Annotated in this window: 15 protein-coding genes; all 15 read right to left on the minus strand. The window is 50.4% G+C overall.

Features of this window, described 5'->3' with window-relative positions:
- The coding region (locus ACN0RL_RS14480) for a hypothetical protein (RefSeq protein WP_417518002.1) at window positions 1–182 on the minus strand (182 nt) is incomplete at its 3' end.
- Window positions 183–318: 136 nt separating this feature from the next.
- Window positions 319–720, minus strand: a complete 402-nt coding sequence (locus ACN0RL_RS14485) for a transposase (RefSeq protein WP_417518004.1) — start codon at window positions 718–720, stop codon at window positions 319–321.
- Complete coding sequence (locus ACN0RL_RS14490) at window positions 678–1,181, minus strand: transposase (RefSeq protein WP_417518006.1); 504 nt, start codon at window positions 1,179–1,181, stop codon at window positions 678–680. Before ACN0RL_RS14490 ends, ACN0RL_RS14485 begins: the two co-directional genes overlap by 43 nt.
- 108 nt (window positions 1,182–1,289) lie before the next feature.
- Window positions 1,290–2,084: a hypothetical protein gene (locus ACN0RL_RS14495; protein ID WP_417518008.1), complete on the minus strand. Its 795-nt coding sequence runs from the start codon at window positions 2,082–2,084 to the stop codon at window positions 1,290–1,292.
- Window positions 2,085–2,776: 692 nt separating this feature from the next.
- The gene (locus ACN0RL_RS14500; protein WP_417518010.1) at window positions 2,777–3,712 is read right to left on the minus strand and encodes a glycosyltransferase family 2 protein; all 936 of its coding nucleotides are present in this window, start codon (window positions 3,710–3,712) and stop codon (window positions 2,777–2,779) included.
- Between the two features lie 18 nt (window positions 3,713–3,730).
- The gene (locus tag ACN0RL_RS14505) at window positions 3,731–4,897 is read right to left on the minus strand and encodes a glycosyltransferase family 4 protein (protein ID WP_417518012.1); all 1,167 of its coding nucleotides are present in this window, start codon (window positions 4,895–4,897) and stop codon (window positions 3,731–3,733) included.
- Between the two features lie 60 nt (window positions 4,898–4,957).
- Window positions 4,958–6,406, minus strand: coding sequence for an oligosaccharide flippase family protein (locus tag ACN0RL_RS14510; protein WP_417518014.1), 1,449 nt, complete (start codon window positions 6,404–6,406; stop codon window positions 4,958–4,960).
- On the minus strand, window positions 6,384–7,511 hold the full coding sequence (locus ACN0RL_RS14515; RefSeq protein ID WP_417518016.1) for a glycosyltransferase: 1,128 nt from the start codon (window positions 7,509–7,511) through the stop codon (window positions 6,384–6,386). Before ACN0RL_RS14515 ends, ACN0RL_RS14510 begins: the two co-directional genes overlap by 23 nt.
- Window positions 7,511–8,398, minus strand: coding sequence for a hypothetical protein (locus ACN0RL_RS14520; protein ID WP_417518018.1), 888 nt, complete (start codon window positions 8,396–8,398; stop codon window positions 7,511–7,513). The genes ACN0RL_RS14515 and ACN0RL_RS14520 overlap by 1 nt, the downstream gene beginning before the upstream one ends.
- A 17-nt stretch (window positions 8,399–8,415) precedes the next feature.
- Window positions 8,416–10,305 (minus strand): asparagine synthase (glutamine-hydrolyzing), encoded by a 1,890-nt coding sequence (gene asnB / locus ACN0RL_RS14525; RefSeq protein WP_417518020.1) that lies wholly within the window; start codon window positions 10,303–10,305, stop codon window positions 8,416–8,418.
- A 2-nt stretch (window positions 10,306–10,307) separates the two neighbouring features.
- Window positions 10,308–11,462, minus strand: a complete 1,155-nt coding sequence (locus ACN0RL_RS14530) for a glycosyltransferase family 4 protein (protein WP_417518022.1) — start codon at window positions 11,460–11,462, stop codon at window positions 10,308–10,310.
- A complete protein-coding gene (locus tag ACN0RL_RS14535) occupies window positions 11,462–12,832 on the minus strand; it encodes an O-antigen ligase family protein (protein WP_417518024.1) in 1,371 nt (456 codons plus the stop codon). Before ACN0RL_RS14535 ends, ACN0RL_RS14530 begins: the two co-directional genes overlap by 1 nt.
- Window positions 12,833–12,867: 35 nt before the next feature.
- Window positions 12,868–14,133 carry a glycosyltransferase family 2 protein gene (locus ACN0RL_RS14540; RefSeq protein ID WP_417518026.1) on the minus strand — a complete coding sequence of 422 codons (1,266 nt, stop codon included), beginning with the start codon at window positions 14,131–14,133 and terminating at the stop codon, window positions 12,868–12,870.
- Window positions 14,130–15,245 (minus strand): FemAB family XrtA/PEP-CTERM system-associated protein, encoded by a 1,116-nt coding sequence (locus tag ACN0RL_RS14545; protein WP_417518028.1) that lies wholly within the window; start codon window positions 15,243–15,245, stop codon window positions 14,130–14,132. The genes ACN0RL_RS14540 and ACN0RL_RS14545 overlap by 4 nt, the downstream gene beginning before the upstream one ends.
- Window positions 15,235–16,362, minus strand: coding sequence for a GNAT family N-acetyltransferase (locus ACN0RL_RS14550; protein ID WP_417518030.1), 1,128 nt, complete (start codon window positions 16,360–16,362; stop codon window positions 15,235–15,237). The genes ACN0RL_RS14545 and ACN0RL_RS14550 overlap by 11 nt, the downstream gene beginning before the upstream one ends.
- Window positions 16,363–16,375: the final 13 nt, after the last annotated feature.

The following is a 16,375-nucleotide window of genomic DNA, read 5'->3' on the forward strand; positions in this document are numbered from 1 at the left end:
GGCGACGTGTTCGGTAAGGGCGGGTTACGCTTACATTGTTCATAGATAGTGTCCACTAAAGAATAAGTGGACACTATCTTGAAGGCTTCGACATCACGCTCAAGATGGGTTGGCCGGACGGTTACCAATTTCCTGTCATCTTTAAAGCTTAAGGAAGGCCTGATTAACGCCTGCTTTTCCACCAAATCTCTTTTTAACTCGAACAATAATTTTATGACGATTCAGACGGAATTCGGGCGCACACTGGACTGGCCCAACGCCGGCAGGTAATTTTCACCGATCATTAAGTTGGCGAGCACGGCCAGTAAGTGCAAACGGCTACTGTTTTGGCCGGGTCGGGCCGCGATAGCGGACTTTGCTATTGCTAAAAACCTGCTTGATGCACCGGAATGGGAGTCCCGCTTCGGTTTGGGCGCAGATTTTGAGCTTTTTGGCTTTCGGTTTACGATCATCCAGCTTCTTTTGAGTACCAGTTCGCTTGGCAATGAACCATAAGACGTTGATGCGATTATTATGCACATTCCGTTTTTGAATCCCCAAACAACCGGAATCACCGAACACACGCTTTTCGTCACCATGAATAAGGTTGACTGCGGGCACAATATCGTGGAGGTTGGCGGCATTCATGTCGATGCTGTGAATCAAGCCGAAAGTCTCATTAACGCCGATGTGCATCCTCATACCAAAGCACCACTGATTGCCTTTTCTAGTCCTGTGCATTCGTTCTTCGTGGAGCTTGGGGCCGAATTGCTGAAAGCATCCACTATGCTGTCTTCACAAAACATCAAACCATTTTTCCCCAGATGCTTGTTCACTCCATCAAACAGCCCCTTTCCAAGTCCCTGCCGCTCAAGGAAATGACGGAACTTGAGAATCGCAGTTTCGTCCAGCAGGCGGTCCAGCTTCAGATCAACAAAATGCCGCATGGATTCGATTTTGCGCAACGCATCTTGCATGGCCGAGTCGCGGACGTTATAAAATAACCGCATCCAGTGAACCCGCAGCATGGTGGGCAAAGGATACTGTGGGCGGCCAGTCTGGCCATTGGAATAATATCGGGCTACCTTCTTCTCAAGCTGCCTCTTGGGAATCAACTTGTCCATGCGTGCCAGATAAATTTCGCGGCATGTCTTGCGCTTCTTGGTCTGGCACTCGGATTCAGAGAAAGTGATTTGATCCATGGCGGCAACGAATCCTGCGAGGTTGACGATGACCGTATTATCACTGATTTTGAGACTTATTCAGAGTCTCCTTGAGCAAAATCTCACTGCTATTTGTGACGAAGAACATTAAATTATTCCAAAGTCCGCTTTCAAAGATTTACCAAAAAACTTATACTTAAATAGTACTTTGATGTATTTTTTAAACTTCTTGTATGCGGTATTACAGTAAACCCCACTGCTAATATTTTCACCATTGTCTCTGACATACATTATTAGACGCTCCGCTGGGATTTTGACACTATGGCCCTCTCGAATTACATAATCTCGCATATGGACATGCGATACTGAGCCAAATGGAATTGATCGAAAGTCAACAACCTTTTCCTCGCTTGGAATATCAAAAAAATAATCAGAAAGAACAGAGCTAGACCCACAATACGAGCTAAAACTATCTTCTTTATTGATAAGTCCAGTACTTTTATAGTAAAAATATCCTTTATCAAGAACGATATTTTCTTTCGGTCCATACTTCTGGAGGACTTTTACAAAATTCTTGTGAATCAAATCATCTGCATCTAGAGCGAACCAATGTGTAATTCCAGAATGGTGTTTTTTTAAGATTTGTATTCCCTTAAGTATCTTGGAGCATCTATCTTTTTCGTAATTCAGTTGGTTCTGTGCTTCGTCTGATCCTTTCTGAGGGGGCGCAAAGTCATTAAAGTGTAAAAACTTCACTTTATTAAAGCAGGAGTCTGACTGATCAAAATATTCCGGCAGATCATGTCCAATAACTATCGCCTCGAAGAAATCACATGTTTGTGAGTCAATGGATTTCAAAGTCATCGCCAGGTTTTTTAAGGTAACATCCCAATTACGAGAGACAGACTTAGCCTTTAAAGGTATAACAATTCCAATCATCATATTTAAACTCCAGATTCAATAACTGCTATTACGATCTGGCAAACGCATGCATAGCATTTCCTCACAAAGAGAATCAGCTAATGTATTCACCATGGGACTCTCCTCTGCTCCATTCCTCTCGCCCGCCCCGTTATGTCTTAGAGGGGTATCGACCACAACTGACACTATTAAGTTAGCGGCATTACAGCCAACAGCCCGATTACTCTTTCAAAGCGGCCCACTTGTTCCGCCCGACCTCCCCGTAAAAAAATCACTCTAAAACTTGAACTTTAAAGAGCGACAGTTCCAAACGTTCTCCGTCAGCGCCAGTAATGCCTTAGGATAGCGCAAACAGATCGGTAATCCCTCTTTTTTAGCGGAGTACTGAAGTGAGTTCAGGCCACGATAGCAAAGCGCCCCGCTACTCAAAAGAAGCTGGATGATCGTAAACCGAAAGCCAAAAAGCTCAAAATCTGCGCCCAAACCAAAGCGGAACTCCCATTCCGGTGCATCGAGCAGGTTTTTAGCAATAGCAAAGTCGGCTATTGCGGACCGGTTTGGCCTGGCAAAAAAGAATAGTCGTTTGCACTTGCTGGCCGCGTTCACCAACTTAGTAATTGGTGAAAAATGTCTGCTGGAGTGGGACCAGTGCGCCCAAATTCCTCCGAAATGGCAGAATTCGGGTGCTAATCAGACCTTCCTTAGAAATAGGGTTATTTCGAAAATGCCTGAGTAACAATTCTTTTTAATAATCGAAGATAGTCTTTGGTCATTAGGTATTTTTTGGGCGTCCGTCGAAATCGCTCCAACATGCCCTGATAATGATTATGCCAATAATATAGTCGAAATAGCTCAAGATTGGACATTTCTACCTCAGCCTGTGTCTGTCGGATCAGATCTGCCTCAACGGAAGAGTCCCTAATAATTTTTTCGAGAATATCTATCCGACCTTCGAAGTTCCCGAGAATATCCGCAGAAAAGTTCTGTTCATGCTTGTTAATGATTACGGTCGGAATGGTGCATATAACCGCTCTACCTATGGCGGCAAGCCTTAATGTCAGATGGAAATCTTCCGACGGCCAGCGGGATACTGCAGGATCAATACCTCCCACTTGCTCATACAAAGTACGGCGAAATAAACAGGCTGACTGAAAACAAGGCTGAAATTTCAGTAACGCGGCATAGAGCTTCTTGTTGCACTTTAAGTAGTCAGTGCTAGAGGTCTCTTCGCTATCGAGGGCTGCTAACCACCCTAAAGGGGCGCCTTCAAGCTTGGAACGCTCCGGGGCATCTGATGCGTGAAAATCTGAAAAATAAAAATTCATTTCAGGAAATAGATTAACTGCCTTCAGGAAGTACGCTAAATGGTTATCTAACCAGAAGTCGTCGCTGTCACAAAGAGCAATCCAGTCACCTGTAGCATGTTCAATAGCGGTTTTCCTTGCAATTGCGGGGCCGCTATTCGTAATCGTTATTAGTTTTACCTTTGCGCTGTACGGCTGCAGCGCTTCTGTAAGTGCGTCCGTAGAGCCATCGTCACATATCACGACCTCGTATATATCATGCTTCTGGCTGAAAATTCGATCTAGAGTCTTGCCTATCCAATCTGCTCGATTGTAGACAGGTATAACAACGGATATTTTGTCCACGGACAGAGTCTCCCTCACTCACATTCCTCCCGATACTCCACAACTCGATAAAAACAGACGCCTGGCCTTTTCTGCCAAGCTATTCCAGCTAAAGCATTCCTCTACACGCTGCCTGCCCGCGTACCCCATTGTCTGGAGATTCTCCGGATTCTGAAGCAGCTGATGCAGGGCGACAGCTATGGGTTCCGGGGCCGTGCAGTCTACAAGTACTCCGGTGGTGCCCTGCTCCAGAGTTTCTCGGGTTCCTCCGGAATCTCCGGCTAATACCGACCGCCCGCAGGCCTGAGCCTCCAGGAGAACCATCCCAAAGCCTTCATCATCATTACCGATACGTCGGTTGGGCAGTGCAAACAGATCGCAGTGACGATAGTGTTCGACCATTTCCGCATCGTCAATCTCACCGGCGAACTCAACCATGTGAGAGACACCCAACTCGGCAGCTAATCTGATCAGAGGTTCTCTTTCCGCCCCATCACCAACAATGCAGTAATGCAAATTTGGAAACCGGGCTTCTAACCTTGGCAATGCACGGATCATCATGTCCTGGCCCTTGCGTTTCTGCAGTCGTCCCACCGTGAGGATAACCCGCTTGCCAGCCCATTTTTGGAGTGGCTGGCTACCGGTGGCTGGCGTGAACTTATCCACATCCACACCCGGCGTCATAACCACGACTTTATGCTCCGGTAATTGCCATTTCTCCGTGAGAATACGGCGACTGTTCTGGCTATTCGCTACAATCCGCTCGGCGCGCTTCATCACCAGCTGAGTCAGCAGCTTCAGTTCGCGGCTGGTCAATGCCACTTCCACATCTTCGCCATGAACATAGCAGGTGTAAGGCACGCGATGGGTTAGATTAATGAACATTGCGGCCAGTCCCTCGGGGAGAATCCGCCCACAGTGTATCTGCGCAACGCCTTCGCCTTTTACAAGTTTCCTAAGCCTGTTCCAGGCTTTCAGGTAGTAACGCAATCCAGAAATTGAACGCAACCCCCATTCGGAGCTGTTCAGAGTAAAACGATATATGGGATGAGGGAAAGCAGGATCGGTTGTCTCAGCATCTGGATGCTCTCCTACCAGGCAAGCTACGCTTCCCTCTGGAAAGCGGCTGTATATTTCCCAGAACCAGCGCCCGCTTCCACCGTGCGTGGGGGGGAATATCTCGCTGACCAAGAGGATTTTTCGCATTATTTGATCACTCCCTGAAAACTCTAGCCTGCGCTGTTTGTGCGCTAGCTCTTGGATACCCTAAACTTTTCGCTTCGCTGTAAAGCCAATTTCTTTGTACAACGGGTGCCTCAAAACCTTCAACGATAACAGCCATATGGGTGGTAAACACAAGGCTACTACACCTATCGGCTTCCAGGCCGGCTCAGCCTCAAACGGAATCCAAATCGAGATAGCGAAGGTTGCCGCCGCGCAAATCAGCGATATCAGTAAGTTAGGCAGTAATGCCCGATAAAACGAAAAAACGCTTAAATCAAGAACCCGAACCAGGAGCCAGGTCACTATAACGGTCTCTAGAATACCAAGGATCAGAAAAGAATAAGCAACTGCCAGAAAACCTATCGGATAGGCGAAAATCACCAAAGCAAAAATGGCAACAAACAGAAACGCCTCTTTTTCGAGCATAGCCCGCTCGTTACTTGAGGCAATCAAAAGGTTATTAGCAAAGTGATGTGTGGAGCGAAGTATTAGCCAGATTGCTAGGATTGAGGCGACTGGCGCTGCAGCGTCCCATTGATCGCCGAAAAATATACGGATCGCCGGAAGGCTAGCTACCGAAGCGACAGCCAATACGGGCCAAACTAACGCACACATCAGCATGGTTGCCTTAGTGTAAGCCTCAATCAGGTTAGTTCCCGATCGCTTGGCATCGGACAGAAAAGGCAATACCACAGGCGCTGCGCCTGACATCAACGTGCCTGACACAAAAGTGACGAAGCCTTGCCCACGGGAGAACATGCCAACCTGAGCCGTCGTACCCATTTTGCCAATAACGAGGTCCGGCGCTACGGTAACTCCCTTTGTGAGGAGGTTGGTTAGTGAGTTATAAATGCCAAACTTGGCTATTAGCCCAACGTTTGAAAACATCGGGCGCCAATAGGTGGGGAAGCCTTTGGTAAGCGTGACGACAAGAAACTCCACCAGAATTTTGGCTACATGCCCCCAAGCTAGCGAATAAAAACTAAAACCTAGATTGATTAAAGTCACCGTCACAACCAAAGCAGCAATCGAGCTTAAAATGTTAGCTGCGAGCAAAATCTTGAAGTTAAATCGCCGGGCGACCAGAGCCATCGGAATACTGATAAATGGGCCAAGGAAAAAAGTAGTGGCAAGGATCAAAAATATAACTGCAAGTGGAGCCAGCTCATAGTAGCTTGCAACCAAAGGCCCCACACCCATGATAAACAAGCCCAAACTCCAGGAGATCAGCACGGTTAATCCAAGTGCACGCCGGATTTTTTCCTCAGTCAATTCTTCCTCACGGACCAGGTAGTCTGCGGCACCCAGCAGCTTGAACTCTGCAATAATCATCACGATAGCACTGGCGACAGAAAAAGTTCCGATTTCATCGGGAGTCAATAAACGCGCGATAATCATGGTAGTCGCCAAGCCAATTAGCCGCACGACATACTGGGAAGCCGACGAAAAAATAACGGCCCTTCGAACTTTAGACATTGGATTTCCCAGCATAGAGCTGGCAATAAGCAGTGGCCATTGAAACAGCGGAAAACCGGCGCTCGAACACCTGCCGGCTTTCTACGCCTAGCCTCGTTCGTAACGCTTCGTCGGCGATCATACTCTTGATCGCGTTAGCAAATTCATTTGCATCGCCCACAGGTGTTAGTAGGCCTGTTTCGTTTTGCACAACGATTTCCGGCGTTCCTCCAGCTCTTGTTGCCACAGTTGGCAACCCCAGGCTCATCCCTTCCAGCAAGGTCATGGATGTGCCTTCAGTGTTCGAAGATAGGAGGAACAGGTCCATCGCAGCCAAGTGGTTAACAGGGGCTTCGATAAAGCCGGTGAACACAACTCTGTGGGCAATGTTGAGGTCATACGCCTGTTGTTCCAAAGCCTTTCTTTCCGGGCCATCTCCGACCATAAGCAACCAGCAGCCCGGATTATTGGCCAGAACCATTGCAAACGCCTCCAGCATCATCGCCTGGTTTTTTACTGGGTCAAGTCTCGCGACGGTTCCCATCACAAAGTCGGAATCTGCAATTGCCAGGCTGTGCCGAAGCTCGTCTGCAGCATTTTGGTCCCGGCTCAGCGATTTAATGCCGTTATAGATAACCCGAATCTTGGGCCCAGGAATAAACTCATAACGGGACAATGCCTGTTTCGTCGCGGAGGAAATGGCGATAATTTTGGAAGTTAGTAATGCCATCAGTGGGTTGATCAGGATAGCCTTGTAACGGTACCGGTCCGGATAGAAGCGTCCGTGCTCGGTGAACACGATTTTTGCTCCTGTGCCCAGGCTCGCCAGCCAGCCATAAACCCACGGAGTGTATTGATGACAGTGCACTACCGTCGCACCGTAGCTTCTGATTTGTTCTCGTATGCCTCGAACCAGATCCCAATCAAATCCTGATTTCCGCTGTAAGGAAGTTACTTTTATACCATCCAATCTAAGCTGCTGACCGATCTCTCCTACTCTACCGTCAATGCACAAAATTCGATTTTCATAATCGGTAGCTGCCAATGTGGAAACAAGCTGGCGTATAACCTGCTCCGTGCCACCGATACCCATATTGAACGTTATATGCAGAATGCGTGTTGGTCGCAGCTTATCGGTCATCACTGCGAATTTCCGTTATTGGGACTGTGTCTTGGCCTAAGCCAGACCAAATAGCCAAGGGACAGCAAGATTAGTAACAAAGGGAATACCCATTTCGCTATGTAGCTCACATTTTCGAAAATATAGCGCAAAGTCATAAAGTGATAGGTGTTGTCGAAGAGCACGAAATTGGTTTGATAAATACTAATCAAATCGTCTATTTCAGCGCTGCTGTACCCGGCATTAAAGTATCGTTCCCGCAGCTGCTCAGGGCGCTCTAACAGCTCCTCGAGGGTAAGTTTTAGTGGGACACCAAAATCAGGATCAAGGAGCTGCGATTTTCCGTCCTCCCGTTCATACTCAACTATGACATGCCCACCAAAAGATACAATGCGGTTGGGAATTTGATACTGGTCGAGTACGCTCGATAGTATTGTAGAGGCGTCCCCACATATACCGATGCCCCTTTTGATGTTTCGCTCATAATCAGCGTAGTGGTAACGCTCGAACTGGGGTAGCCCTGAGAACATACCAATACCCCAAAGAAAGTAGTTTTCCCAAATGGGAATCAATTGCCGGTATTCCACCGGGTCCACTTGATCCCAGACAGGATGTATCAAGCTCTGGTTAATTATCCGGTTAGCTACTTCCGCCAACTTACTATTTGGCAAGGTGGCATCAAGCCCGTTAATCGCCGTGAGACTATCCTCATAACTCCAGACCTGCTGCGGAATAAACCGAAGCTGGTCATGATCGGTAACGCCCAACCCGGGTTTCCGGATGGGCTGGGTTAACCCGTAGATGTTGATTACCATAAGCACAACAGCAACCACGAGGCTGATGGCAGCCAGGCCTTCGAGCCAGCTTTCGGACCGCCTCCGAATGCTCTTATCGGCGCGCTCGACCATAGCACGGCTACCTCTTCTCATCGTTGGTACGCCCCCCACCAAAGCTCAAAGGCCAGCATACTCCACAGCTCCTGAGTGTTCTGGTCCTGACCCCGTTGATGATTCTGCCAAAGTTTGCGGACTTTGTGCATGTCAAAACACTGGGCGAGCCCGCCATCATCGCTGCGGAAGACGGCATCCGCGAGTTCAAAAATCTCGCTTCTCAACCACTGAGCCAGAGGCACTGAAAACCCCATTTTCTTTCTATAAAGCACGTCTTCCGGAAGCAGTTTTTCGAATGCGTGCTTCAGAATGTATTTTTTTTCTTTTCCGTTGAGTTTGAGAGCAGATGGAATACTGGCGGCGTATTCAACTACCCGGTAGTCCAGCAGAGGCGCCCGGGTCTCGAGAGAATTGGCCATGCTCATCCGGTCCACTTTGACCAGGATATCCCCCGGCAAGTAAGTCTTGATATCCGTATAGAGAATTTTACCTAAATGATCATCTGTATCCGCGTTTGCGTAATGGGCACGGGTAATATCGGCAGGATCATATCCCTCGGTCTCACGCTTCAGGTCGCCCCGAACCAGGTCGTCCCATACGCTCTGCCGGAAAAAGCTATTGGTCACGAAAAATGAACGGTCGGGCTCCATGGCAAGGGTTCCGAGCAGCGATTGCGCCTTGCGGGTCGTGGGCGTACCAAATCCCCCCGCCATCTTTGCCAGCACAGGGAACAGGCTGTGGCGCAGGGGCCCAGGGAAAAGATTGCGAAGTCGGTTCTCAATCTGATCCGTACGGTACTTGCTGTAGCCCGCAAAATTCTCGTCGCCCCCATCACCGGCAAGCGCAACGGTGACTTTCTGACGCGCCAGCTCTGACACGAAATAAGTGGGCACAAACGAGGGATCCGCAAAGGGCTCATCGAAATAACGGGCTATGCCGGAAAGACTGCCAGCTACATTCTCCCTCACCGTAAATTCGTGATGATCGGTATGAAACTGCTCCGCCACTTTTTTAGCCCACTGCACTTCATCAAAACGCTTTGAATCGAAGCCGATTGCGCATGTGGTCACGGGCTGGCTGGAGTGGCCCGCCATCAGGCCCACCACAGCGCTGGAGTCGATCCCGCCGCTGAGAAAGGCCCCGAGAGGTACATCACTGACCATACGAAGACGAACAGCGTCATCAATCAGATCGTAAAGCCCCGTTTCCAGCTCAGACTGACTTGCACTACTCGGGTTGGCAAAAGACAGGTCCCAGTATTGTTGCAGCTCACAGCCTTCGCCGTTCGTGATCAGCCAGTGACCGGGAGGTAGCTTGTGAATATTGTTGTAGATGCTTTTCGGATCCGGCACATACTGATAGGCAAAAAAATCTTTCACTGCATCCTGGCGAAGCTCTGTTCGAATAAACGGGACAGGAATTAACGCCTTGATTTCAGAGGCAAACGCAAACTGGCCGCCTTCCTGGTAGTAATATAAAGGTTTCTTGCCCAAGCGGTCCCGGGCCAGAAACAGCTGTTTTGCTTCTGTATCCCATATAGCAATCGCAAACATGCCATTGAGTTCGCTAAGGCAGTTGACACCTTTGTGCTCAAATAGGGCCAGCAAAACCTCGGTATCCGTCTGGGTACGGAAGGTGAAACCGGCTGTATTCAGCGCTTGTCGAAGCTCTACATAGTTGTAGATCTCGCCGTTGAAAGCGATGACATAGCGTCCGGATCGAGACACCATGGGCTGGGTGCCGGCTTCACTGAGATCCAGGATACTCAGGCGACGGTGTACCATACCCAAATGATCGTCCAGCCAGACCGCGCCAGCATCCGGTCCACGGTGGATGATTGCCTGCCCCATGGCTTCCAGCCAACCTCGATGAGCCTCTCGATAGGGAGTCGAGGGGCTACGGAAAAAACCTGCCAGTCCGCACATGTCTAGCTCGCCTCATTCTTGGGAGAAGATTCTGGCTGGTCCGGACTCACCAGTTGCGCGAACAGGGCTTCGTACTCCCGAGCCATGCGGGCAGCGGAGAAACGCTTATCGATCAGCGCTCGGGCGTTGGCAACCAGATGACGGGCCAACTCTGGGTTTGTGAGCGCCTGATTGCAACAGTCCACCAAGGCATTAACATCGCCCAGAGGCGCAAGCAAACCGGTCTCGCCGTGCTTCACCAACTGATCCACTCCCGGAATATCGTAGGCAACGACCGGCACTCCTACCGCCATGGCTTCCATAAGACAGCGGGGTATGCCTTCAAGAGATGAAGTCATTACAAAAAGATCGAACTGCGCCAGCAAGGCAAGCCTGTCGCTGCGAAAGCCCAGAAACTCTATTGCGCCGGCGCTTTTCAAGGACGCAGCCTGAACTTCAAGTTCTGAGCGCTGTCGGCCGTCGCCGAGCATTTGAAGTCTCACTGCCTGATCCGTGGCATAGAGACTGTCAAATGCCGTCAACAAATCCGCCAGCCCCTTTCGTGGAATCATCTGCCCGATGTAGCCGATGTTTTTGTAAACCAGCTGTGTGTCACGGGGACCCAGCTCCTGCGTAGCGGCATCGATCTCTATCAGATCGACGCCGTTACGGATAAATCGGGTTTTACTCTCTGGCACTCCAAAGCGCTTCATATCCCCCATGAGCTCCTCAGAAAGAGGTACTACGGCATCAAAGTATCGCAGCATGAAGGTTCCCAGCTTTATAAACGCGCCCAACTTGAAGCCTACCTTGCCGGAAAAACCATGGGGGGTACTAACGCAGCGGATACCTGCTTTTTTTGCTGCTAACAGCCCTAGAATATCGGATTTGTAACCATGAGTATGAATGACATCGATCTGCCGGCTTCGAATAACATCCACCAATTGGTTAATAGCACGTAGGTCGAAGCGCCCGGCCATATCAAGGTAATGAACTTCGCCAACAGATTGCGGGTAAACCTCCGCCACGGTGAGATCCTGTTGCTTACTCTCGCGTGTAACTGCAAGGTCGCAGGTCACGCTGGACCGGTCGATATTATTCGCCAGGGCCAGCACCCAGCGTTCCGCGCCGTAAAAGCCAGCGGGAGTAATGAACTGCAGAATGTTCAGACGTCGCATCAGCGCGATGGCTCCTTACTATAGCTTGGGATTGGTGTTTTGGACTGGGCATCTCTCTGAGTTTTAAATTCCGCCGCTTTTTCGGCTTTCTTGCGTTGCAGAAAATACACATTGATCCCGATCGCCAAAAACAGAATCATCCAATACAGAATCTCAGCGCGAAAGCGATTTATAAAGCTGCCAGCTGCCAAGTAGCCCAACAATGCACATTCAAGCGCGAGTAATTTGAAATAAGAGACATTCTCGTCATTTTCAAGCGCCCATTTTTTTGCCTTTCGGGAGAGCCCGAATAATGAGACCAGTGCGATAATAAAGAGTCCGATACCAGGCCACCCTACTTCACTCAACCCCTGAAACCAGAGCGAATGTACACTTTTCCCTCCCTCTCCTCCCTGATATTCGGGAGGAAGATAAACGTCGGAAAGAAAATTAAAACCATAGATCCCCGCACCCAAGGGATAGTCTTTCGAAATATCCAATGCGGCCAACCAGTAGTTAATGCGTTGCGAGCCGCTTGTGCTTTCGTCCTCTACATTCTCCATGGTGCGCATCCGATCCCAGAACTGATCATCGGCAACATAGAGCCCGCCACTTATCCCAAGGATAATAATGACAACCGCCATGGCGCGCTGACCTTCCTTTCGGTAACGGGAAAACATCATATACAAAAGGAAAAGGCCCGCACTAACCACAACGCCAACGAATGATCCCCGGCTGTTGATCAGAACCAGGCCATTCGCTATTAAGGCTCCGCAGAAAAAGCAGAGCAATTTCACTTTTTTGTTGCCCATCCACGCGTAATACATGAGAAAGACCGCAGCGGGTACCAGAGCTGCCGCTGTATCGTTAGCATCGGGCGCATCTACCATGCCGATACCTTCAACTCTAGCCCCCGCTCCCCGTCCGACAGAAGTCGCCAGATAACCAATATAAGTGGCACCTACAAGATAGGCCCATATCGAAACATCGAGAATTTTGGGTGAATTGACCAGTTTGTAAGCAACAAAAACGATAACTACCAGTTTGGTAAATTGAAACGTGAACTGGTAATGCACAGCCGGATTTAGGGCCCAGAAATAAACGAGGTAGTGATACAGCAACAGGGCTATAATCCACTTGAAGGCAGTCTGCTCTCCCCACGGCGCCAGCGTGGCATATTTACGATAGCCGATACCGAGAGATATCAGCATAAGAATGGAAGCAATAAAGGAGTAGCTGATCCCCGGTATCTCTGCTGCCCACCACCTGTAGTCAGGGTTCAAAAAATAAACAAACTGATAAAGGACAAAGGAGGAAGCCCCGCTATAAGCAAAGGTGGCGACAACACAGCCGATAAACACCATCAAGAACACAAGCGCTATCTTAGACATAGTTCAGCTTGCCCCCGAATTGCAGGCGTAGATGCTCAAGCCGAATACCCCCAACCCAAACTTAGTAACAGTAACAGTAGACCTGCCACCCACCAGACGAGCCGCTTCGCCGAACCCTGGGAGACTGTCTCAGAACAAGCATGTAGTGCTGGCCTTGCGCTGCTCCAGGTAACCTGGGTTTCGCCCCTTGCAGCGCTTAGCACCCCGCGCACAGAATAGACATTCACCAAAACAAAATAATAGGGAACGGACAGCCATACCGGGAGATCATTTCGTTGGCTGGAGAGGTTTCCCACTGTCGCAAGAGCTAACAAAGTGAAAGACCCAAAAGTGATGAGTTGAAACAGTAAAACTCCCTTGGCGGCCAACAGAGCACTGCCTGCGACACCGATTACGAGAAACAAAGGAATCAACCAGCGCAGCAGTTTATGGGAGATTACCTCAAAGGCAAACACGCCGGATTTGGCCGGGTTCATTACCTGCCCTACCCGTATCAGGCCGCGAATGCTGCGGTTTACGATGCGTTCCTTGCGGGCGACTTCCCGGTCGAAATCGCCGGCGGTTTCTTCGAAGCATTTGGCATCCGCATCAAACACGCCCCGGTAGCCTTTTGCGATGATTTGCAGGGGGTTTACGAAATCGTTGATGTCCTGCTGCTGCAAAGGCTCCCAGAGTTTGGTGCGAATGGCGTAAATAGCGCCGTCGCCGCCCACTACCGAGTGCAGGCGGGATTCCATGGCTTTGATGGCCAGTTCGTAGCGCCAGTAGAGGTTTTCATTGCGGGCGCTGGCGCCCTCGTTGCCATCGGTGTAAAGGGCTGCGCCTACCACGTAACCCACATCGAGATCTGCGAAGTTGCGTACCAGCTTGCTGATGGCATCGCTGGCATACATGGCGTTGGCGTCGCTGAATACGGTGATATCAGCTGTGATTTGTTCCATGGCCAGGTTTATGCCCATGGTTTTCCCCAGCCGGCCTTCTTGGCGAATCAGTATAATTCGATCGTTCTCAAACTCTTTTACCGCTTCGTCCGTACCATCGTCGGAGCCGTCTGATACCACGATAATCTGGAGGAGCTCTTGCGGGTAATCCAGCTGCAGGGCGTTTTGCAGTTTCTCGCGAATTACGTCAGCTTCGTTGTAGCAGGAGATAATCAATGCCACCGACGGCGTTTGGTCGCTTCGGCGGTGGGTAGTCTCCGGCAGGCCGCGCGTGAGCAACCATAGTATGGCCGGGTACCCGAAGTACACGTACACGGGAACGGCGAGGCAAAGCAGGGTCAGTATCAGTACAAACGTCATAAGGTGATGTATCGTCTCAATTTGGGGCCAAGCCAGTTGGCGAACGGCAGAGGCAGGCGCCGCCAGATGTTTTCAATCAGGGGCCGAAGCCGGGAGGCCGTGGATACCCCGTTACTGCTTGAATCCGGCATGGGCGGCCTTGGCTCGCCGTTACAATAGTCTGTCCAGACCAGTTCATAAGGCAGCGCGCCCCACTGTTTTTTGAAGCGGTACGTACCTTCACCCAGAGTGGAACGGCCAAAATCGAAGCAGGTGTATCCCAGATCACACACGTGGCTGAGCAGTGTCCAATACAGGAGCATATTAGGCGCCAAGCGGTTGAACTCTTCCAGAGTCGACGCCCAGGGAATGCAGGCCTGCTTGCCTCCGAGAAGTACGATACCCGCACCTACCGGTTTGTCCTCCTGAAAAACCACGCAAATCAGCATTAGATCACCATAGGCCGCTTTGAGGTCTTGAAACCACTGAAGGCTATGTACCGGCGAACCTAACCTGTGCATGTTCTGGCTGAATACGTCATAGAACAGGTTCACGGCATCCGGTTCTGTGCGTAACTCGGCCCTTAGCCCGTTTTTTTCCGCCTTGCGAATCTGGCTGCGCAATTTGGGCTTGTAGCTTTTGAACAAGGCTTCACTGTTTTCAGGTAAATCACACAGCATTCGTACTTTTGTGTTACCCGGTAGCGCTTCAGTGCTCGGCCCATTTTGTTCACCAGAGGCATTTTTTTCGGCATTCAGTGCCGCCCCGCCCTCGCGGATTTCCAGGGTTTTGATGCGATTCGTTTTTGCCAGTGCGTTGGCCTCGATAATCAGCCGTTCACCAATGTCAGAATTGTCCGCAATTACGCCACCAAGATCGCAGAAAGGGAGAGAAACGAGGCTGCCGCTTCCCATAGGTGGCTTTACCTCTACCAGCGGCAGCACGCCGCATAAGTTCCCGTTCTGGTGCGCGGTAATCAACCAGCCGGTATGGCCATAGGCCCTCTCGGTTGCCTGCAGCCATGCACTGCTGTGATAAGGCGTTGCCTCATGGTGTTTTGCCACATAGTGGTCGTATTCACTCGCCGGAAAAACATTGAAGCGTGAAGCCCGAACCTGGATATCAGCGCTCATAGCCTGCACCTGCCTCCCCGAGCCAGCGGTTTCTTGCCCGCCGCGCGACGTCTTCGAGCTTCAGTTTGAAGCGCGGGCGCTGCAATGCGATCTGAACCAGGTTGCGATGAAAGTGTCCCAGGTTGGATTTGTACCGCTCATCCCCGCCCATAAAGTCGTAATAATGAAAGCCGTGATGGCGATAGTCTTCAATACACAGGCTGTGGCCCACTAACCCTGGCTTCAGGCGGTTATCGGTTTCTACGGCCATGCCTCCCAGATAGAAATACACTACCTGGTTATGCAGAAGATTATAGAAAAAGGCAATTTCCTCGTCCCCAGCCATCACAGAAATCAGGTCAACGCCTCCTTCTGCCCACTGTTCACGGATCAGCTCACGATGAAATCGTACGAAGTCCGGGTTGGCAAACCCGCTCTGATCAGGGCCATTCCCCCAGCGTTCAAGATGCCGGGGGCCGATTGCATCGAACACCGCCAGCGCTTGTTCTACTGAATCCGGGCGTACTAACTTCACTTCACCGCGTTCGCCGTACAGCCGACGGGATCGGTTAATTTGATGGCGGGTATTGCGTGAAAGCGTATCAAGGTAGTGACCACCGCTGCGGCGCAAGCCATCAAGGTCCACCCCATAACAGGGGGCTTCCCATCTTAGGTGTTTGTAGAGGCCCGTTATTTGGGCGTATCTATCCGCTTCATCGGCATCAATGGCACCCAGAATAAACTCGTCCCAGCCAGGCATTGCACTGCAAAGGTGTTCCAGGCTGGCTTTTGCTACAGCGTCTTCTTTGCCCCGCTCGGCCAGAAACCCGTTGTACTCTATCCAGATCTGGTCCAGCAATTTATGGCCGGTCTGATGCAGGCGCAGGCATCGGGATTTCAGAACTCCGTGGCGGCGCTCATCGGTCTCGACCACCAGCCCGAGACCGATCAGGCGCTCCCCTTCCATCACGCGAAGTACCAGAGCATCTGGCTTGTAGACACTCAGCCAGTGCCCGAGCCATTGCCAGGAAAGAAACACCGTGGGTTGTGCACGATGTTCCAGATCCAGCCATTCGCTACGCAAGGTTGCGCAAGCAGCGGCTGGCTCTGTGGTCACTGTCAGCAATCCTGCTGTCATGGCGTTACATCCG

The sequence above is a fragment of the Marinobacter sp. genome, from assembly GCF_048259445.1.
In the GTDB taxonomy this organism is placed as follows: Bacteria; Pseudomonadota; Gammaproteobacteria; order Pseudomonadales; family Oleiphilaceae; genus Marinobacter.